This window comes from Shinella yambaruensis (assembly GCF_022899355.1).
Taxonomy (GTDB): domain Bacteria; phylum Pseudomonadota; class Alphaproteobacteria; order Rhizobiales; family Rhizobiaceae; genus Shinella; species Shinella yambaruensis.
In genome coordinates this window covers 360,373-380,409 of sequence record NZ_JALJCK010000003.1, presented here as the reverse complement: position 1 = coordinate 380,409, position 20,037 = coordinate 360,373, and the positions used below count along the sequence as shown (strand labels likewise).

At 66.1% G+C, this 20,037-nt stretch carries 18 protein-coding genes; 13 read left to right on the top strand and 5 right to left on the bottom strand.

Features of this window, described 5'->3' with window-relative positions; genetic code table 11:
* Positions 1-140 precede the first annotated feature (140 nt).
* On the top strand, positions 141-1,526 hold the full coding sequence (locus tag MUU56_RS08975) for an MATE family efflux transporter (protein ID WP_244766963.1): 1,386 nt from the start codon (positions 141-143) through the stop codon (positions 1,524-1,526).
* A gap of 267 nt (positions 1,527-1,793) precedes the next feature.
* Here the strand turns inward: MUU56_RS08975 and carA are convergent, their stop codons facing one another.
* Positions 1,794-3,002 carry a glutamine-hydrolyzing carbamoyl-phosphate synthase small subunit gene (gene carA, locus MUU56_RS08970; RefSeq protein WP_244766962.1) on the bottom strand — a complete coding sequence of 403 codons (1,209 nt, stop codon included), beginning with the start codon at positions 3,000-3,002 and terminating at the stop codon, positions 1,794-1,796.
* Positions 3,003-3,325: 323 nt separating this feature from the next.
* Here carA and MUU56_RS08965 point away from each other — a divergent pair, with 323 nt between their 5' ends.
* From MUU56_RS08965 to dnaG, 3 genes are all read left to right on the top strand, one after another.
* Positions 3,326-3,775: a GatB/YqeY domain-containing protein gene (locus MUU56_RS08965; protein WP_244766961.1), complete on the top strand. Its 450-nt coding sequence runs from the start codon at positions 3,326-3,328 to the stop codon at positions 3,773-3,775.
* Positions 3,776-4,024: 249 nt separating this feature from the next.
* Positions 4,025-4,363 (top strand): hypothetical protein, encoded by a 339-nt coding sequence (locus MUU56_RS08960; protein WP_244766960.1) that lies wholly within the window; start codon positions 4,025-4,027, stop codon positions 4,361-4,363.
* 85 nt (positions 4,364-4,448) lie between these two features.
* Complete coding sequence (gene dnaG, locus MUU56_RS08955; protein ID WP_244766959.1) at positions 4,449-6,437, top strand: DNA primase; 1,989 nt, start codon at positions 4,449-4,451, stop codon at positions 6,435-6,437.
* A gap of 15 nt (positions 6,438-6,452) precedes the next feature.
* Here the strand turns inward: dnaG and MUU56_RS08950 are convergent, their stop codons facing one another.
* The gene (locus MUU56_RS08950) at positions 6,453-6,836 is read right to left on the bottom strand and encodes a VOC family protein (RefSeq protein ID WP_244766958.1); all 384 of its coding nucleotides are present in this window, start codon (positions 6,834-6,836) and stop codon (positions 6,453-6,455) included.
* A 145-nt stretch (positions 6,837-6,981) separates the two neighbouring features.
* Between MUU56_RS08950 and recQ the strand changes: the two genes are divergently transcribed.
* Positions 6,982-8,844: a DNA helicase RecQ gene (recQ, locus tag MUU56_RS08945; protein WP_244767156.1), complete on the top strand. Its 1,863-nt coding sequence runs from the start codon at positions 6,982-6,984 to the stop codon at positions 8,842-8,844.
* Between the two features lie 73 nt (positions 8,845-8,917).
* A complete protein-coding gene (locus MUU56_RS08940; protein WP_244766957.1) occupies positions 8,918-9,397 on the top strand; it encodes a VOC family protein in 480 nt (159 codons plus the stop codon).
* Between the two features lie 16 nt (positions 9,398-9,413).
* Here MUU56_RS08940 and MUU56_RS08935 read toward each other — a convergent pair whose 3' ends face one another.
* Entirely contained in the window at positions 9,414-10,184 is a 771-nt protein-coding gene (locus MUU56_RS08935; protein ID WP_244766956.1) for an SDR family oxidoreductase, read from the bottom strand.
* Between the two features lie 133 nt (positions 10,185-10,317).
* Between MUU56_RS08935 and MUU56_RS08930 the strand changes: the two genes are divergently transcribed.
* The 6 genes from MUU56_RS08930 (at position 10,318) to rpoD (ending at position 16,769) form a co-directional block, all read left to right on the top strand.
* The gene (locus MUU56_RS08930) at positions 10,318-11,046 is read left to right on the top strand and encodes a class I SAM-dependent methyltransferase (protein WP_244766955.1); all 729 of its coding nucleotides are present in this window, start codon (positions 10,318-10,320) and stop codon (positions 11,044-11,046) included.
* Between the two features lie 128 nt (positions 11,047-11,174).
* Entirely contained in the window at positions 11,175-11,630 is a 456-nt protein-coding gene (locus tag MUU56_RS08925) for a GFA family protein (protein ID WP_244766954.1), read from the top strand.
* Positions 11,631-11,676: 46 nt separating this feature from the next.
* On the top strand, positions 11,677-12,864 hold the full coding sequence (locus MUU56_RS08920) for a glycine C-acetyltransferase (RefSeq protein WP_244766953.1): 1,188 nt from the start codon (positions 11,677-11,679) through the stop codon (positions 12,862-12,864).
* 33 nt (positions 12,865-12,897) lie between these two features.
* The gene (tdh, locus tag MUU56_RS08915) at positions 12,898-13,935 is read left to right on the top strand and encodes an L-threonine 3-dehydrogenase (protein WP_244766952.1); all 1,038 of its coding nucleotides are present in this window, start codon (positions 12,898-12,900) and stop codon (positions 13,933-13,935) included.
* Between the two features lie 14 nt (positions 13,936-13,949).
* Positions 13,950-14,297, top strand: a complete 348-nt coding sequence (locus tag MUU56_RS08910; RefSeq protein ID WP_244766951.1) for a GFA family protein — start codon at positions 13,950-13,952, stop codon at positions 14,295-14,297.
* A 417-nt stretch (positions 14,298-14,714) separates the two neighbouring features.
* Entirely contained in the window at positions 14,715-16,769 is a 2,055-nt protein-coding gene (gene rpoD / locus MUU56_RS08905; protein ID WP_244766950.1) for an RNA polymerase sigma factor RpoD, read from the top strand.
* A 281-nt stretch (positions 16,770-17,050) separates the two neighbouring features.
* Here the strand turns inward: rpoD and MUU56_RS08900 are convergent, their stop codons facing one another.
* The gene (locus MUU56_RS08900; RefSeq protein WP_244766949.1) at positions 17,051-17,434 is read right to left on the bottom strand and encodes a DUF1801 domain-containing protein; all 384 of its coding nucleotides are present in this window, start codon (positions 17,432-17,434) and stop codon (positions 17,051-17,053) included.
* 175 nt (positions 17,435-17,609) lie between these two features.
* Here MUU56_RS08900 and MUU56_RS08895 point away from each other — a divergent pair, with 175 nt between their 5' ends.
* Positions 17,610-19,256 carry an alpha/beta hydrolase gene (locus MUU56_RS08895; protein WP_244766948.1) on the top strand — a complete coding sequence of 549 codons (1,647 nt, stop codon included), beginning with the start codon at positions 17,610-17,612 and terminating at the stop codon, positions 19,254-19,256.
* On the opposite strand, the gene tam is transcribed toward MUU56_RS08895, so the two are convergent.
* Positions 19,257-20,030, bottom strand: coding sequence for a trans-aconitate 2-methyltransferase (tam, locus tag MUU56_RS08890; RefSeq protein ID WP_244766947.1), 774 nt, complete (start codon positions 20,028-20,030; stop codon positions 19,257-19,259).
* Between the last annotated feature and the right edge of the window lie 7 nt (positions 20,031-20,037).

The window sequence follows — 20,037 nt, the reverse complement described above, 5'->3', positions numbered from 1 at the left end:
AACGGGAAATCCGGACGAAAATTCCGCTCGCGAGCGCCGCACGGAGCCGGATTCCGGCGTTTTTGATGAAAGCATCAAATCTATTCGATTGATCGCGGCGGGAACTTATGATCCGAAGCGATGCGAAAGTGAGAAGTATCATGCACATGGCACCGCACCGCGAGGACAACCGCTGGGGCGCCCATTTCCGGGCGACCTTCACCCTCGGCGTGCCGTTGATCGGCGCGCAGCTCGCCCAGCTCGGCATTCACACGACGGACGTGGTCATCCTCGGCCGCCTCGGCGCCGCGCATCTGGCGGCGATCGTTCTGTCGAGCCAGTTCTTCTTCACGATCTTCATCCTCGGCTCGGGTTTTGCCAATGCCGTCATGCCCATGGTGGCGCAGGCCTATGGCCGCGGCGATGCGGTTTCCGTGCGCCGTGCGGTGCGCATGGGCATGTGGGTGGTGCTGCTCTATTCCATGCTGATGGTGCCGCTCTTCTACAATGCCGAACGCATCCTGCTCTATGCCGGCCAGAAGCCGGAAGTGGCGGCGCTGGCCGGCAGCTACCTGAAGATCGCCCAATGGGGCATGGCGCCGGGGCTGCTCTTCATGACGCTGCGCGGCCTCGTCAGCGCGCATGGCCGGGCCGGCATCGTGCTTTACGTCACGATCGTCATCCTGACCGTCAACGCCTTCTTCGCCTATGCGCTGGTGCTGGGCCGTTTCGGCTTCCCGGCCATGGGCATCGAGGGGGCGGCCATCGTCTCGCTCGGCGTCAACCTGCTGAGCTTCGTGCTGCTGACGGCCTATATCCAGTCACGCCCGGAAATGCGCCGCTACGAGCTCTTCGTGCGCTTCTGGCGGCCGGACTGGCCGGCCTTCCGCGAGGTCGTCCATCTCGGCCTGCCGATCGGCCTGACCATGCTGGCGGAAGTCAGCCTCTTCACCGGCGCCTCGCTGTTGATGGGCAATATCGGCACGCTGGAGCTGGCCGCCCACGGCATCGCGCTGCAGCTTGCCTCCATCGCCTTCATGATCCCGCTCGGCCTGGCGCAGGCCGGCACGGTGCGCGTCGGCGTGGCGCATGGGCGCGGCGATCATCTCGGCGTCGTGCGCGCCGCCTGGGCGGTGCTGATCATCGCCGCGATCATCGCGGTCGCCGGCGGCATCCTCTTCGCCCTCGTCCCGACGACGCTCGCCTCGATCTTCCTCGACAAGGCCGGCAAGGATTCCGCTGCCGTTCTGGCGATCGCCGGCCCCTTCGTGGTGATCGCCGGCATCTTCCAGCTCGTCGACGGCCTGCAGGCGATCGCCGCCGGCCTGCTGCGCGGCCTCAAGGACACGCGCATCCCGATGATCATGGCCGTCATCTCCTACTGGCCGATCGGTTTCCTTGCCGCCTGGTTCTTCGCCTTCCCGGCCGGCTTCGGCGGCATCGGCGTCTGGTTCGGCTTTCTCGCCGGCCTCGCTGCGGCGTCCGTGCTGCTCAACTGGCGATTCTACCGGCTGGTGAAGCAGCGCGGCGGCGATCGGCTCGCCTGAGCCTCCTGGTCGCTTGCTTCCGGGAGCGTGGATTGAAACGATTATGACGACCTGCTGCTCTACTGCGCACAGGATGCTTCCCCGACGGAATGGCTTCTTTCGGAAAAAGAAAAGCCCCGGACCATATCCGGGGCTTCAGTTTGGCGGCAAACATCGCTCCAAGCACTCCATCATCCTCGGGCTCGACCCGAGGAACCAAGCCGCGGGTGGGGCGTGGATGGTCGGGGTCAAGCCCGACCATGACGAAGGCGAGGTATCGGCGACGGCTTACGCCCGTTCGGGGATGGCCTCTTCGCCCTTCTTCTCGCGCACCAGGTTGATGAAGCGGCGGAAGAGGTAGTGGCTGTCCTGCGGACCTGGCGAGGCCTCCGGATGGTGCTGCACGGAGAAGACCGGCTTGCCGGCAAGGCGCAGGCCGCAATTCGTGCCGTCGAACAGCGAGATGTGGGTCTCTTCCACGCCGTCGGGCAGGGAGGCGGAGGCGACGGCGAAGCCGTGGTTCATCGAGACGATCTCCACCTTGCCGGTCGTGTGGTCCTTCACCGGGTGGTTGGCGCCGTGATGGCCCTGGTGCATCTTCTCGGTCGTGGCGCCGACGGCAAGGCCCAGCATCTGGTGGCCGAGGCAGATGCCGAAGATCGGGATGCCCGTGTCGATCAGCGTCCTGATGACCGGCACGGCATATTCGCCGGTCGCCGCCGGATCGCCCGGGCCGTTGGAGAGGAAGATGCCGTCCGGCTTCAGCGCCAGCACGTCGTCGGCGCTGGAGGTTGCCGGCATGACGGTGACCTTGCAGCCAAGGCCGCTGAAGAGGCGCAGGATGTTGCGCTTGATGCCGTAGTCGAGCGCGACGATGTGGTACTTCACGTCGCCCTCGGCGAGGTCCTCGTAGCCTTCGTTCCACACCCAGGGCTTCTCGCTCCAGCGCGAGGACTGGCCGGAGGAGGCGACCTTGGCGAGATCGAGGCCGACGAGGCCGCTCCAGGCCTTCGCCTCCGCCTTCAGCGTCTCGATGTCGAAGACGCCGTTCGGGTCGTGGGCGATCACCGCGTTCGGTGCGCCGTTCTCGCGGATCCACGCGGTGAGCGCGCGTGTGTCGATGCCGGAAAGGCCGATGATGCCGCGGGCCTTCAGCCAGCCGTCGAGATGCCTGGCGGCGCGGTAGTTGGAAGGATCGGTGATGTCGGCCTTGAAGATCGTGCCGACGGCGCCGTGGCGAGCGGCGGGCGTCAGGTCCTCGATGTCCTCGTCATTGGCGCCGATATTGCCGATATGCGGGAAGGTGAAGGTGACGATCTGGCCGAGATAGGACGGGTCGGTCAGGATTTCCTGGTAGCCGGTCAGCGCCGTGTTGAAGCAGACTTCTGCGGTCACCTTGCCGGTGGCGCCGATGCCCTTGCCTTCGATGACGGTGCCGTCGGCGAGAACGAGCAGGGCGGTCGGCTTTTCAGTGGTCCATGCGGGGGTCGAGGTCATGAGTATCCCGTTTCCGGCGCCTGGCCCCGGGCTTGAAAGCCGATGGACCGGGCACCATTTAAGATCGCAGGCAAAGGCGCGCGGAAGCCCGCGTTGGTTCGCCCTGATTGCCGATTTTCGTGCAGGTGCCGAAAAATAGACAAAGCGGATGACGGGGTCAACCGTTGCCTGTGGATTGCGTGGAATTATAAAGCGTTGAGATTCAATCGCTTGCGCAATCCGTTTGCCGGCAAGCCCTTTGCCGGTCTATGAGCATGCACAATCGAACGATGATCGAAGCCCAGCCGCGCATCCGGCGCCGGCGGCTTCCAATGGAGAAAATGATGCGCGATACGATCGCAAATGCCCTCAAGGATGCACTCAAGGCCAAGGATGCCTGCCGTGTCTCCACGCTGCGCCTGATCCAGGCCAAGCTGAAGGACTGCGACATCGCCAACCGCGGTGTCGGCAAGGGGCCGGTCGAGAACGACGAACTGCTGCAGATCCTTGCCAAGATGATCAAGCAGCGCGAGGAATCGGCCAAGATCTTCTCCGAGAACGGCCGGCCGGAACTCGCCGCGCAGGAGCGCGAGGAAATCAAGGTCATCGAGAGCTTCCTGCCCGAGCAGATCGCCGAGGACAAGATGAAGGACCTCATCGCCGCGGCCATCGCCGAAATCGGCGCGCAGGGCCTGCGCGACATGGGCAAGGTCATGGCCGTGCTCAAGGAGCGCTATCCCGGCCAGATGGATTTCGCCAAGGCCTCCGGCGTGGTGAAGGACCTCCTGAAGTAGGCCGGCAACGACATTATCCGGATGAGGGGCGGCTTCGGCCGCCCTTTCTGTTCGGTGGGTGGGTTTCGTCGCGGCACGCATGCCGGGCAATCGGCGGGAACCAAACGCGCCGAATGCCGTTGTATCGGTCAACAGGAGCCCGACGATGCGGCGGCGATCGCCCATCGGCTCGCCCCGGCGAAGTGCATGCGATGCCGCCGGATATGTTTTGCGTCGAATGCCCGGTGGCCGTCCAAGGAGGCCGAGCCGATGCGTCTGACGTTCCTTCTTTCCCTCGCGCCGCTCCTTGTTGCGGGGCCGGCCGTCGCGCATGACGCGGCGAGCGGCTGGCAGTACGAGGCCTTCTGCTGCAACGGCAACAGCCATAACGGTGACTGCCAGATGATTCCCGCCACCACCGTGCGCATCATCGCCGGCGGCTACCGGGTGACGCTGGCGCCCGGCGATCATCGCCTCGCCACCCGCAGCCACATCTTCCTCATGCCGCAGGACATGACGCGCCGCTCGCAGGACGGCGAGTACCATCTCTGTCTCTACCCGACCGAGGACACGCCGCGCTGCTTCTATGCGCCGGACATGGGTTTCTGACGGTGCCTGTGAATTGCTGTGGGCAGGCGACTATCGCTGGCGGTGGGCGCCGTGCATGGTTATATGGACCCCGACCGAGGGACCCATGCGCTTTTCCAATGCCTTCCTAGACGAGATCCGCGACCGCGTCTCCATTTCGGAGGTGATCGGCAAACGCGTGACCTGGGATCGTCGCAAGACCAATGTGTCGCGCGGCGACTACTGGGCCTGCTGCCCGTTCCATGGCGAAAAGTCGCCGAGCTTCCACTGCGAGGACCGCAGGGGCCTCTACCATTGTTTCGGCTGCGGCGTCTCCGGCGACCATTTCCGCTTTCTCACCGATCTCGACGGCCTGTCCTTCCCGGAGGCCGTGCAGCAGATCGCCGACATGGCGGGCGTCGCCATGCCGCAGCCCGACCGCGAGGCCGAGCAGCGCGAGAAGGAGCGCACCGGCCTCGTCGAGGTCATGGAGATGGCCGCCCGCTTCTTCGAGGACCAGCTCCAGACGCCGGCAGGCGCGAAGGCGCGCGCCTACCTGCGCGACCGCGGCCTGACGGGGCGCACCATCGAGACCTTCCGGCTCGGCTATGCGCCGGAAAGCCGCAATGCGCTGAAGGAGTTCCTTGCCGGCAAGGGCGTGCCGAAGGAGGCGATCGAGGCTTGCGGCCTCGTCGTGCACGGGCCGGACATCCCGGTCTCCTACGACCGCTTCCGCGACCGCATCATGTTCCCGATCCTCTCGGTGCGCGAGAAGGTCATCGCCTTCGGCGGGCGCGCCATGTCGCCGGATGCGCCGGCAAAATACCTCAATTCCAACGAGACCGAGCTCTTCCACAAGGGCAATGTGCTCTACAACCACGCCCGGGCCCGCAAGGCCGCGCAGGGCGCGAGCCGCGCCGGACAGGACGAGAAGACCGCTGGCACGGTGATCGCCGTCGAAGGCTATATGGACGTGATCGCGCTCCACCAGGCCGGCATCGAGAATGCCGTTGCGCCGCTCGGCACGGCGCTCACGGAAAACCAGCTCGACCTGTTGTGGAAGATGACGCCGGAGCCGGTGCTGTGCTTCGATGGCGATGGCGCGGGCATTCGCGCGGCGAACCGCGCCGCCGACCTCGCGCTGCCCTTCATCAAGCCGGAGCGCACCGTGCGCTTCGCGCTGCTGCCCGACGGCAAGGACCCGGACGACCTCGTGCGCCAGGAGGGCCGCGCGCCCTTCGACAAGGTGATGGCAGGCGCCCGGCCGCTCGCCGAGATGATCTGGAGCCGCGAGGTGCAGGGTGTGAGTTTCGAGACGCCGGAAAGCCGGGCGGCGCTCGAGGCGCGCCTGCGCCAGGTCACCGGCGTGATCGCCGACGAGGATGTGCGCCGCCACTACCAGCAGAACATGCGCGACCGGCTGAACGCCTTCTTCCGCCCCGCGCAACGGCAGGGCGGCTTTGTCGCCGGCAGAGGCCGTGCGGGGCAACGCCTCGGAAGCGGCGCGCAGCAGGGCACGTCCGTCTCCTCGGGCATTTCCGACCGGCTGGCGCGCTCGGCGCTGGTGCGTGGCGCGCAGGAGCTGCCGGCGCTGCGCGAAAGCGTGCTGGCGCTCACCGTCGTCAATCATCCCGGCCTGCTCTTCAGCGATTATGACGAGATCGCCATCATCGAATACGAGAACCGCGACCTGCAGCGGCTCTGGTCGGCGCTGCTCGGCATTGCCGGCTCCGTCGGCGCCCGGCTGGAACGCGACCGGCTGGTCGAGGAACTGGAGGCGGCAGGCTTCGACACGCTGCTGCGCGGGCTCGACCAGCAGATCCGCAACTCCCGCCTGTGGACCGCGACGGCGGAGGCCGCGCCCGAGGATGCCCGCGAGGGCTTCCTCCAGGCGCTCGCCCTGCACAAGCGCACCCGCGCCCTGCTCTGGCAGCGCCGCGAGCTGGAGCGCGAGCTTGCCGTTGCGACCGAGGAGGGCGACGGCGAACGGGTCCCCCAGATCCTTCGCGCGCTGCAGGAGGTGCAGATGGAGACCGTGCGCCTGGAGAACCAGGAAGCCATCATCGAGGGCTTCGGCGTGCTCTCCGGCCGCGTGAAGGGGCCGGCGGGCAAGTAGCCGCCGCCCCGGTCCTCATTCGTCGTAGACGATGGCAAGCTTGTTGCCGACCGGATCGCGGACATAGGCGGAATACCAGTTGGGGCCGTAATGCGGGCGCGGGCCGGGCGCGCCTTCGTCCGTTCCGCCATGGGCGAGGGCGGCCGCATGGAAGGCCCCCACCTCGTCATGCGAGGCGGCGGGAAAGCCGATCATGGTGCCGTTGCCGGGGCTTGCCGGCGCGCCGTCGAAGGGCGTGCACAGCCAGAGGATGAAGCCGTCGGGGCCGCCGCCTCGGGTGTAGCCGCGCAATCCCGGATAATCCGCCCGCACGGCCCAGCCGATCGTCGCGAGGACGGCGTCGTAAAAGGGCGTGGTGGCCGCGGCATCCGATGTGCCGAGGGTTGCATAGACATCCATTCCTGCCTCTCCCATGTCGATTTTTTGCAACCTTATCTTGAAATTGGAACAAATCAAGAACATTATTGAGCGGTGGACGTCGGCGCGCGGGCGGTTGCCGAACCACGCCCGCTTGGTCAGAATGGGGGGAACGAAAGTGCAGATGATGATCGAAGCCCGACCTTCCACCCCCCTTGCCGCCCTGTTCGATGCGCCGACGGACGATCCGCTCGACGTGCTCAAGCGCGTCTACGGCTATGATGCCTTCCGCGGCAAGCAGCAGGCGGTGGTCGAGCATGTGGTCGGCGGCGGCGATGCCGTCGTGCTGTTCCCGACCGGTGCCGGCAAGTCGCTCTGCTTCCAGATCCCGGCGCTCTGCCGCGAGGGCGTCGGCATCGTCATCTCGCCGCTGATCGCGCTGATGCGCGACCAGGTGGAGGCGCTGAAGCAACTCGGCGTCAGGGCTGCCGCGCTGAATTCCTCCCTGACGCGCGAGGAATTCTTCGCCGTGCGCGATGCCATGCGCGCGGGCGAGCTCGATCTCCTCTACGTCACGCCCGAGCGTATCGTCACGGAAGGCTTTGCCGAGCTCGTCGCCGATGCGCGCATCGCGCTCTTCGCCATCGACGAGGCGCATTGCGTCTCGCAATGGGGTCATGATTTCCGGCCGGAATACCGGGCGCTCGGCGTTCTCGGCGAGCGCTATCCCGGCGTTCCGCGCATCGCGCTGACGGCGACGGCCGATCCGCACACCCGCGGCGACATCATCGAGCGGCTCGGCCTTCAGGACGCGGCGGTCTTCACCACCAGCTTCGACCGGCCGAACATTTCCTACGAGATCGCCGAGCGCGACCAGGCGCGCCAGCAATTGCTGCGCTTCCTCTCGCGCCACCAGGGCGAGAGCGGCATCGTCTACTGCCTGTCGCGCGCCAAGGTGGAGGACACGGCCGACTGGCTGAACGCGCAGGGCGTTCGCGCGCTGCCCTACCATGCCGGCTTCGACCGCGCGGTGCGCGACGCCAACCAGGATGCCTTCCTGAAGGAGGAGAACCTCTGCCTCGTCGCGACGGTCGCCTTCGGCATGGGCATCGACAAGCCGGATGTGCGCTATGTCGCCCATCTCGACCTGCCGGGCTCGGTGGAGGCCTATTACCAGGAGACGGGGCGCGCCGGGCGCGACGGCCTGCCCTCCGAGGTCTGGATGGCCTATGGCATGGCCGACGTCGTGCAGCGCCGCAAGATGATCGACGAGGGCGGGGCGTCCGAGGAGGTCAAGCGCATCGAGCGCGCCAAGCTGACGGCGCTGCTCGCCATCTGCGAGACGGCCGGCTGCCGGCGCAAGGCCATCCTGGCGCATTTCGGCGAAAGCCATTCCGGCCATTGCGGCAATTGCGATACCTGCCGCAACCCGGTCGAGACCTGGGACGGCACGGAAGCGGCGATCAAGGCGCTCGCCGCCGTCTACCGCACCGGCGAGCGCTTCGGCGCCGCCCATGTCATCGACGTGCTGGTGGGCGCGGTCAACGAGAAGACCGAGCGCTTCGGCCACACCTCCATGCCGGTCTTCGGGGCGGGCAAGGACATTGCCGGGCGCGTCTGGCAGTCGATCTTCCGGCAGCTTCTGGCGGCCGGCCTCATCAGCGTCGACCACGCCGCCTATGGCGCGCTGAAGCTGGAGCCCGAGGCGCGCGCCGTCTTCCGACACGAGCGGCAGGTCCTCCTGCGCAAGGATCGCCCTCAGGCGGGGCGCAAGGGCAAGGCCGGCGGCTCTCCTGCCGCCCGCGAACGCTCCAACCTCGCGGGCTCCGACCGCGAGCTCTTCGAGCTGCTGCGCGCCGAGCGGCTGTCCATCGCCAAGGACCTCGACGTGCCGCCCTATGTCGTCTTCCCGGACACGACGCTGATCGCGCTTGCCAAGGAACGTCCGCGCGACCGGGAGGAGCTGCTGGACATTCCCGGCATCGGCGTTTCCAAGCGCGACCGGTTCGGCGACGCCTTCCTCGCCGTCATCGACGAATTCAGCGGCTGATTTTTTAACGCCGCTGTCGGAACGTTCCGGTCCTCCTCGTCCTTGTGTGGGTTCAAGCAAGGAGGACAGTCCGATGAAGGTTACGCAGCATCTCTGGTTCGAGAAGGACATGGAGGCCGCGATCGGCTTCTACACGTCGCTTGTTCCCGGTTCCTCGGTCCATTGGGTCTCGTCGCTTCCGGCCGAAACGCCGAGCGGACCGCCGGGCAGCGTGAAGATCGCCAGCTTCACGCTCGGCGACCAGCGCTACATGGCAATCGAGGCCGGCCCGCTCGACCCGTTCAACCACAGCTTCTCCATCATGGTCGAATGCGAGACGCAGGGCGACCTCGACCGGCTTTGGGATGCGCTGCGGGACGGCGGCTCGGTGGAGCAGTGCGGCTGGCTGAGGGACCGCTGGGGCCTTTCCTGGCAGATCGCGCCGACGCGGCTCGGCGAGCTGATGAGCGACCCGGACCAGGCGAAGGTCAAGCGCGTGACGGAGGCGATGCTCCAGATGGTCAAGCTCGACATCGCGCCGCTGGAGGCGGCTGCGGCGCGGCAAGCCGGATGAGGCGCAGACCCGGCCGCTACATGCGGACGGTCATGCCGCCGTCGACGACCAGCACATGGCCGTTGACGAAGGACGCCGCGTCGCTGGCGAGGAACAGGGCGGCGCCGGCGATCTCGTCGGCGCGGGCCCAGCGCTGGACGGGGATGCGCTGGCGCACGAAGGGCATCAGGCCCTCGTCGGCGGCAAGCGCCGCGTTGGTTTCCGTCGCGAACCAGCCGGGGGCGATGGCGTTGCTGGTAATGCCGTGCGGGGCGTATTCGACGGCCATGCTGCGCATGAGGCCGGTGAGGCCGTGCTTGGCGGCGGGGTAGATGCCGTCGTTCGGCATGGCCACATGGCCGCCGATCGAGGTGATGGCGATCAGCCGCCCGTGGCCGTTGCGCTTCATCAGCGCGGCGGCGTCACGCGAGAGGCTCGCGGCGGCGGAAAGGTCTGTGCGGATCAATTCGTCGATCGCCGCGTCGTCCATCTCCGACAGCGGCCGGCGGTCGCGGGCGCCGACATTGTTGACGAGCACGTCGAGCCGGCCGTGCGCCTGTTCGATCCCGGCGAGCACGGCGCGCTGGGCGGTCCGGTCGGCGATGTCGAAGGCTGCCGCGGCGGCGCTGCCGCCGGCTGCCGCGATCCTCTCGACCGCCCGGTCGAGCGTCGCGGCCGTGCGGCCCGTGACCACCACATGGGCGCCGGCCTCGGCCAGCGCCTTGGCGATCTCGAAACCCAGGCCGCGGCCGCCGCCGGTGACGAGCGCCACGCGGCCCTTCTGGGAGAATCTTTCCAGTATCGTCATGGCCCAAATCCTTTCGCGCCGCCACCGGACAGGGCAAGCACTGTCCTGTCAACCCTGCGGCCGCCAGGCCCGCGGCAATGCACGACTTTGTCCTTTCGCAAAAAGGCGCTATCTCCGGTGCGAAAGGATCGCCATGGCCCAGAACATCTACGACCAGCCCGCCTTCTTCGAGGGCTATTCCAGTCTTCCCCGTTCGGTGCATGGCCTTGCGGGCGCGGCGGAGTGGGAGGCGGTGCGCGCGCTGCTGCCGGACCTGGCGGGCAAGCGCATCGTCGATCTCGGCTGCGGTTTTGGCTGGTTCGCGCGCCACGCGGCGGAGGCGGGGGCGGAAAGCGTGCTCGGCCTCGACCTCTCGGAGAACATGATCGCCCGCGCCCGGGCGGAGACGGCGTCTCCCGCCGTCCGCTACGAGATCGCCGATCTCGACCGGCTGGAATTGCCGGCCGGGGCCTTCGATTTCGCCTACAGCTCGCTCGCCTTCCACTATATTAAGGATTTCGGCCGGCTGGTGCGCACCGTCCATGCCGCGCTGGTACCGGGCGCCTCCTTCGTCTTCACCATCGAGCATCCGCTCTACATGGCGCCGTCCCGGCCGGATTGGTCGGAGATAGACGGCCGGACTGTCTGGCCGGTCGACGATTATCTCGTCGAAGGCCCGCGCACGACGGACTGGCTCGCCAAGGGCGTCGTCAAGCACCACCGTACGCTCGGCACGACCCTCAATGCGTTGATCGCCGCCGGCTTTTCCATCCGCCAGGTCGAGGAATGGCGGCCGAGCGAGGCGCAGCTTGCGGCACATCCGGAATGGCAGGTGGAGCTCAACCGGCCGATGTTCCTGCTGATCGCCTGCGAACGGTCCTGAAACGGCGAAAAGAGCGGCGCAACCCTTTACGTCGCTTTCCGCTGCGCTAGAACTATCGCAGTGGAGCAATTCGCCGGCACCATGATCAGAACGACAAGCCGGCGTCTAACGGAAGGGGAGCCGTGCCCATGAAAAGACCGGACCTGCCGCTCGACGGCGCCTGCCGTTGCGGGCGTGTGAAAATCCGCATCAGTGCACCGCCGATGCTCACCATGGCCTGCCATTGCACCGGCTGCCAGCACATGTCGGGCAGCGCCTATTCACTGAGCGCGGCGATCCCGGCGGAGGGCTTTGCCGTCATCGCGGGCGATCCCGTCGTCGCCGGGGCGAGCGCGGAGGCCGGCCATCATTTCTGCCCGGATTGCATGACCTGGATGTTCACCCGGCCCGCCGGGTTCGATTTCTTCGTCAATGTGCGGCCGACCATGCTGGACGAGACCGGCTGGTACAGCCCGTTCATCGAGACCTATACGAGCGAAAAGCTCGCCTGGGCGCAGACGCCGGCCGTGCACAGCTATGAAAAGTTCCCGCCGATGGAGGACTACGAGAAACTGATCGGCGCCTATGCGGCGAGCGCGGCCTGAGCCGTCGCCGCCTGAACCTTTCCACCATTTCCGCGAGTGCGTGCCCATGACCTCCGCCTTCATCGCCCATCTCCAGTCCGAAATCGACGGCCTCAAATCCGCGGGCCTCTACAAGTCGGAGCGCGTGATCACCTCCAAGCAGGCCGGCGAGATCGCCGTCGCCTCGGGCGAGCGCGTGCTGAACTTCTGCGCCAACAACTATCTCGGCCTTGCCGACAACGCGGACCTGGCCGAGGCCGGCAAGCAGGCGCTCGACCGCTACGGCTACGGCATGGCCTCGGTGCGCTTCATCTGCGGCACGCAGGAGGAGCACAAAGAGCTGGAGGCGCGCATCTCGTCCTTCCTCGGGCTGGAGGACACCATCCTCTATTCCTCCTGCTTCGACGCCAATGGCGGCCTCTTCGAGACCCTGCTCTCCGAGGAGGACGCCATCATCTCCGATGCGCTGAACCACGCCTCGATCATCGACGGCGTGCGGCTCTCCAAGGCGAAGCGCTTCCGCTATGCCAACAACGACATGGCGAGCCTGGAGGAGGAGCTGAAGAAGGCGGAAGGCGCGCGCTTCAAGATGATCGCCACGGACGGCGTCTTCTCGATGGACGGCATCATCGCCAACCTTCAGGGCGTCTGCGACCTTGCGGAAAAATACGGCGCGATGGTCATGGTGGACGACAGCCATGCCGTCGGCTTTGTGGGAAAACATGGCCGCGGCTCGGCCGAGCATTGCGGCGTCGAGGGGCGGGTGGACATCATCACCGGCACGCTCGGCAAGGCGCTGGGCGGTGCTTCCGGCGGCTATACGTCCGGCCGGCGGGAGGTCGTGGAGTGGCTGCGCCAGCGCTCGCGGCCCTACCTCTTCTCCAACACGCTGGCGCCGGTCATCGCGGCCGCTTCGCTCAAGGTGTTCGATCTCATCGACAATGGCGATGCGTTGCGCGAGCGCCTCTATGCCAATGCCGATCTCTTCCGCGCCGAGATGACGAAGCTCGGCTTCACGCTTGCGGGCGAGGGGCATCCGATCATCCCGGTCATGCTGGGCGATGCGAGCCTCGCGCAGGAAATGGCCTCGCGCATGCTGGCGAAGGGCGTCTACGTCATCGGCTTTTCCTTCCCTGTCGTGCCGCGCGGCCAGGCGCGCATCCGCACCCAGATGTCGGCGGCGCATGAGGAGGCGGATGTTCGCAAGGCGATCGAGGTCTTTGCCGAAGTCGGGCGTGAACTGGGCGTCATTTAGAGAATCGTCTGAATCCCTTGCGGAGATTTCGTCATGTCGAACATGATGCGTGCGCTGGTTAAAGCAAAACCTGAAGTCGGCCTGTGGATGGAAAATGTTCCGGTGCCGGAGGTCGGCCCGAACGACGTGCTGATCCGGGTGAAGAAATCGGCGATCTGCGGCACGGACGTGCATATCTGGAACTGGGACCATTGGGCGCAGAAGACGATCCCCGTGCCGATGGTCGTCGGCCACGAATTCGTCGGCGAGATCGCCGAGGTCGGCTCGGCCGTCACCAAGTACCATGTCGGCGAGCGGGTCTCGGGCGAGGGGCACATCGTCTGCGGCAAGTGCCGCAATTGCCGCGCCGGCCGCGGGCACCTCTGCCACTATACCAAGGGCGTCGGCGTCAACCGGCCGGGTTCGTTCGGAGAATTCGTCTGCATTCCCGAGCACAATGTGGTGCCGATCCCGGATGATGTTCCCGACGAGGTGGCGGCGATCTTCGACCCGTTCGGCAACGCCGTGCACACCGCGCTGTCCTTCGACCTCGTCGGCGAGGACGTGCTCGTCACCGGTGCCGGGCCGATCGGCATCATGGGGGCGATGGTGGCAAAGCGCTCCGGCGCGCGGAAGGTCGTGATCACCGATATCAATCCCGTCCGCCTCGATCTTGCCCGCAAGGTCGGCATCGATCATGTCGTCGACGCCTCGAAGGAGGACCTTTCGCAGGTGATGACCGAGATCGGCATGACCGAGGGCTTCGATGTCGGCCTAGAAATGTCCGGCGCGCCGCCGGCCTTCCGCTCGATGATCGACACGATGAACAATGGCGGCAAGATCGCCATCCTCGGCATCGCGCCCGACGGTTTCGGCATCGACTGGAACAAGGTGATCTTCAAGATGCTGACGCTGAAGGGCATCTATGGCCGCGAGATGTTCGAGACCTGGTACAAGATGATCGCCTTCGTGCAGGGCGGGCTCGATCTTGCGCCGATCATCACCCATCGCATCAGGATCGATGAATTCCGTGACGGCTTCGAGGCGATGCGCTCGGGCAATTCCGGCAAGGTCGTCATGGACTGGAATTAACAGGAGGTCTGGACATGAAATACGAGGGAAGCTGTCACTGCGGCAACGTCGCCTTCGAGGTGGAGGGCGAGTTCGATAGCGGGCTCGACTGCAATTGTTCGATGTGCCGCCGGCGCGGCGGCCTGCTCGCCTTCGTGCCCGCGGAGAACCTGCGCCTGACCACGCCGAAGGAGGATGTCTCGACCTACACCTTCAACCGTCATGTCATCCAGCATCATTTCTGCGCCAAGTGCGGCATCGCGCCCTATGGCGAGGGAAGCGACCCGAAAGGAAACAGGATGGCGGCGGTCAATCTGCGCTGCATTCCGGCGATCGATCTGGAGACCCTGACGATCAACAAGGTCGACGGGCGCTCCTTTTGACCGGGAGGGCGAATCGGTCGGCGCAAGACATTGATTTCCGGGCGATTGGCGGCCCTTGTCTTTTTCCGAAGGGCGCCTACATGAGGGATAATCGCCCGGATCCGCCGACTTTCCTGTCCGCGAACCCGAATCGGAACCTTTTCCGGCTTTTTTGCCGGAAAAGCTTGACGTAACCGAAAATTCTGGGAATCACCATTGTTGGCTGAGAAGGAATGGGTACGGCGGATCGGGAAGTCATGTCAATTGTGTTGCTTCGGCAACATCGCCACACGCCCGAGGGCCGGGATGTGGTTAATCGGGATTTAATTGTCAATCCGTTAGGTCAGGGACGCTGATTCGCGCTAACGACGCCGGAAGGCGATCGGCGCGGAGCCCCTAACCGCTTGGAAACTGATGCTCAGGAAAGCGACGAAATAAATGGCGACAAAGGTCAAAGAGAACGAGGAAGTCGAAAACGAACGCGAAGGCGCATCCGACGGCCCTCTTCTCGATCTTTCCGACGATGCCGTCAAGAAGATGATCAAGGCCGCCAAGAAGCGCGGCTATGTCACCATGGACGAGCTGAATTCGGTCCTGCCGTCCGAGGAAGTGACCTCGGAGCAGATCGAGGACACGATGGCCATGCTCTCCGACATGGGCATCAACGTCATCGAGGACGAGGACGCCGAAGAGGCGGCCCAGGGCGGCGAGGAAGACGGCGGCGACGACGACAACGAGGGCGAAGGCGGGGAGCTGGCCGCTTCCGGCGGCACCGCGCTTGCGACCGCCAAGAAGAAGGAGCCGACCGACCGCACGGACGACCCGGTGCGCATGTACCTGCGCGAGATGGGCTCCGTCGAGCTTCTGTCGCGCGAGGGCGAAATCGCCATCGCCAAGCGCATCGAGGCCGGCCGCGAGACGATGATCGCCGGCCTCTGTGAGAGCCCGCTGACGTTCCAGGCCATCATCATCTGGCGGGATGAACTCAACGAAGGCCAGACCCTCCTGCGCGAGATCATCGATCTCGAGACGACCTATTCCGGTCCCGAGGCGAAGGCTGCCCCGCAGTTCCAGTCGCCGGAGAAGATCGAGGCCGACCGCAAGGCGGCCGAGGAGAAGGAAAAGACCCGCAAGCCCCGTGCCGCCAACGACGACGACATCACCAATGTCGGCGGCGAAGGCCTGCCGCCGGAGGAGGAGGAAGAGGACGACGACGAGTCGAACCTCTCGCTCGCCGCCATGGAAGCGGAACTGCGCCCGCAGGTCATGGAGACCCTCGACACGATCGCCGAGACCTACAAGAAGCTGCGCAAGCTGCAGGACCAGCAGGTGGAAGCCCGCCTGCAGGCGACCGGCACGCTCTCGCCCGCCCAGGAGCGCCGCTACAAGGAGCTCAAGGACGAGCTGATCACCGCCGTCAAGTCGCTGTCGCTCAACCAGAACCGCGTCGACAGCCTCGTCGAGCAGCTCTACGACATCAACAAGCGCCTCGTGCAGAACGAGGGCCGCCTCTTGCGCCTTGCCGAGAGCTACGGGGTCAAGCGCGACTCGTTCCTCGAACAGTACAACGGCGCGGAGCTCGATCCGAACTGGATGAAGTCGATCGCCAACCTTGCGGCCCGCGGCTGGAAGGAATTCGCCAAGAGCGAGAACACGACGATCCGCGACATCCGCCAGGAGATCCAGAATCTCGCCACCGAGACCGGCATCTCCATCTCGGAATTCCGCCGCATCGTGCACATGGTGCAGAAGGGCGAGCGCGAGGCGCGCATCGCCAAGAAGGAGATGGTGGAAGCCAACCTCCGTCTCGTGATCTCGATCGCCAAGAAGTACACGAACCGCGGCCTGCAGTTCCTGGACCTCATCCAGGAAGGCAATATCGGCCTGATGAAGGCGGTGGACAAGTTCGAGTATCGCCGCGGCTACAAGTTCTCGACCTATGCGACGTGGTGGATCCGCCAGGCGATCACCCGCTCGATCGCCGACCAGGCCCGCACGATCCGCATTCCGGTGCACATGATCGAGACGATCAACAAGATCGTGCGCACCTCGCGCCAGATGCTGCACGAGATCGGCCGCGAGCCGACGCCGGAAGAGCTTGCCGAAAAGCTCGCCATGCCGCTTGAAAAGGTGCGCAAGGTGCTGAAGATCGCCAAGGAGCCGATCTCGCTCGAAACGCCCGTGGGCGACGAGGAAGACAGCCACCTCGGCGATTTCATCGAGGACAAGAACGCGCTGCTGCCGATCGACGCCGCCATCCAGGCGAACCTGCGCGAGACGACGACCCGCGTGCTCGCCTCGCTGACGCCGCGCGAGGAACGCGTGCTGCGCATGCGCTTCGGCATCGGCATGAACACCGACCATACGCTCGAAGAGGTCGGTCAGCAGTTCTCGGTGACGCGCGAACGTATCCGCCAGATCGAGGCGAAGGCGCTGCGCAAGCTGAAGCACCCGAGCCGCTCGCGCAAGCTGCGCTCGTTCCTCGACAGCTGAGGCGACGGTGAGATGAAACGAGCCCTGCGACCGAGAGGTCGCGGGGCTTTTTTGTTTATGGAATCAGGGCAAATATCTCTCCTCCGTCATCCTCGGGCTTGACCCGAGGGTTCACGCCCCGCGACATAGCTTGAGTTCGTAGCATGGATCCTCGGGTCAAGCCCGAGGATGACGGAGGAGAGATGGCGGTGCTACAAGACAGCTCGGAGAAGAGGGGCGGCCCACAACTCATCTGGAGCATTATCCGACGCTGAAGCGATTTCGCTTCGGCTGGAACTGTTCTAGGAACTCCTCGTCGGATCACCGATCTCGGCGTTCAAGCGAATGGCCTCACGAGCAAGCCGTTCGGCGACCGCCGTATCCACAGGACCTCCCTCGACGTAGACCATCGTCGCCATTTCGTATTTGCCGCCGGGTTTCAGCCGCGGCTCGATCTCGCGCAGCCGCTTGCCGCGCCAGAAGCCGAAGAGCACGCGGGCCGCCTCGGCGCGGATCAACAGCACCGGGCCGTTGGAAAAGCACACGATGTGACCCCACTTGATGCGCTCCTCCAGCGCTCCTGCGGCAAGGACGGCGGCGCGCAGCCTCTCGACGGTCTCGCGTCGCCAGCCGTCGAGGGCCACGACATAGGCATCCGGGCTGTCCGCCGGTTTTTCCTTGCGCATTCTGCTCTCCTCCCGAAACCGCCGGAGCTTACCGCGAACGGCCGGCAAGGGCGACGGTCTTGGCCTGTGGATGCGGGGGCTTTTGCCGAACACGAGCCGGCGTGCGGATTGCCTCGCTCCCGCCGCCGTGCAAGGCTTGCCCGCGCAAGGTGAATGGAACGACGGAAGGGTAGTCATGCGGGATCGGCTCTGGCGCTTCATCCTCTCCTTCTCCGCCACCGGGCTGATCCTGGGCACGCTGTGTTTTGCCGCCTCGCTGACGCCAAGCCTCCTGCCGCGCACCTATGTCACGCAGGGCGTGCTCTCGGGCGTCGCCATGGCCTGCGGCTACGGGCTCGGCGTGGCGCTTGCCGCGCTGTGGTTCTGGCTCGAGCTGCCGGAGGCGAAGGACCGGGTCCGTCTCTGGCTTGCCGCGGGCGCGGGGGGCCTTTGCGCCGTCGTGGCGCTGGTCTTCCTCTGGCGCACGGCGGAGTGGCAGAACTCCATCCGCACGCTGATGCAGCTGCCGCCGATCGAGACGGCGCATCCCTTCTATGTCGGGCTCATCGCGCTCGCCGTCTTCCTCGTGCTCTTCGGCCTCGGGCGGCTCTTCGCCTTTCTCGCCCGGCTGTTCGCGAGGACCTCGCGCCGGGCGGCGCCGCGGCGGCTCTCCTCCGTCATCGGCACGGCGCTGGCCGCGACGCTGTTCTGGACGCTGGCCGACGGCATTCTGGTGCGCTTCGTGCTGCATACGGCCGATTCCTCCTTCCGCCGGCTCGACCAGGTGATCGAGCCGGACACGGCCGAACCTTCCGATCCCAGAAAATCCGGCAGCACCGCCTCGCTGGTGCGTTGGGACGAGCTTGGCCGCATGGGCCGCTCCTTCGTGGCGAGCGGACCGACGGGAGAGGACATCGCCGTCTTCACGGGCAGGCCGGCGATGGAGCCTCTGCGCGTCTATGCCGGCCTCAACGCCGCCGAGACGCCGGAGGCGCGGGCAAAGGTCGCGCTCGACGAGCTGATCCGTGTCGGCGGCTTCGAGCGCGCGACGCTCGTCATCGTCATGCCGACCGGCACCGGCTGGATCGATCCGGAGGGCATCGACACGGTCGAGTACCTGCACCATGGCGACATCGCCAGCGTCGCCATCCAGTATTCCTATCTCGCCAGCTGGCTTTCGCTGCTCGCCGAGCCGGACTATGGCGCCGAGGCCGCGCGGGCGCTCTTCCGCGCGGTCTACGGCCACTGGACGAGCCTGCCGAAGGACAAGAGGCCGAAGCTCTATCTCTACGGCCTAAGCCTCGGCGCGCTGTCGTCGGAACAGTCGGCCGAACTCTTCGAGGTGATCGGCGATCCCTACCAGGGGGCGCTGTGGGCCGGCCCGCCGTTTCCGAGCCGCATCTGGCGCAAGATGACGGCGGACCGCAATCCCGGCACGCCCGCCTGGCTGCCGCGCTTCCGTGACGGTTCCTATGTGCGCTTCACCAGCCAGAAGAACGTGCTGCCTGCGGCGGGCGACCATTGGGGGCCGATGCGCATCGTCTATCTGCAATATGCCAGCGACCCGATCACCTTCTACGATCCCTATGCCTTCTACCGCCAGCCGGCCTGGATGGCCGTGCCGCGCGGGCCGGATGTCTCGCCGGATTTCGAATGGTATCCGGTCGTCACCTTCCTGCAGTTGACGCTCGACATGGCCATGGCGACCACGACGCCGATGGGGCTCGGCCATGTCTATGCAGGCGAGCATTATGTCGATCCGTGGATCGCCGTGACGGACGTGACGGACTGGAGTGCGGCGGACATCGCGAGACTCAAGGAGAGGTTCCGCGCGGGGCGGTGATCAGCCCTTGACGGCGATGATGAAGAGCCGCGGGAAGCGCAGCAGCCGGCGCCCGTCGGCCATCGGCGGGTAGGCGTTCGCGATCCGGTTCTCGTAGTCCGCGAGGAAGGCGTCGTGCTCTCCGGCCGGCAGGCGGTCGAGATAGGGACGCAGGCCCGTCGCCTTCACCCAGTCGACGATGGCGGCCGCATCCGCCATGGGATGGTTGTAGACGGTGTGCCAGACATCGACGCGGGCGGCCTTTGGACCGAGCGCGTCGAAACAGGCGGCCGGGTCGGGCATCGGGCCGCGCCGTGGCGTGCCCTCGGCAAAGGCGCCCCGCCAGGGGCCGGCAAGAGCACTTTCCTCCATCAGGAGATGGGAGGGTTCGTTGCAGTTGTCCGGCATCTGCACGGCCAGCACGCCGCCGGGCCGCAAGCCCTCCACCAGCCGCGCCATCAGCGCCACCGGATCGGGCAGCCACTGGAAGACGGCATTGGCGAAGAGCAGGGCAGCCGGCTCGTGCGGGCGCCATTTCAGAAGGTCGCATTCGACGAAATCGACGCCGGGCAGGCGCCGGCGCGCGGCCTTCAGCATGTCGCCGGCATTGTCCACGCCGCGCACGCCCCGGCCGGGAAAGCGCTCCACCAGCAGCTCCGTCGAGTTTCCCGGCCCGCAGCCGAGGTCGTAGACGGTTCCGGCGACAAGGTCGGCCGGCACCTGTGCCAGCAGGTCGCGGGCAGGGCGGGTGCGCTCGTCCTCGAATTTCAGGTATTGCGCGGCGGACCAGGCCATGGCGGCT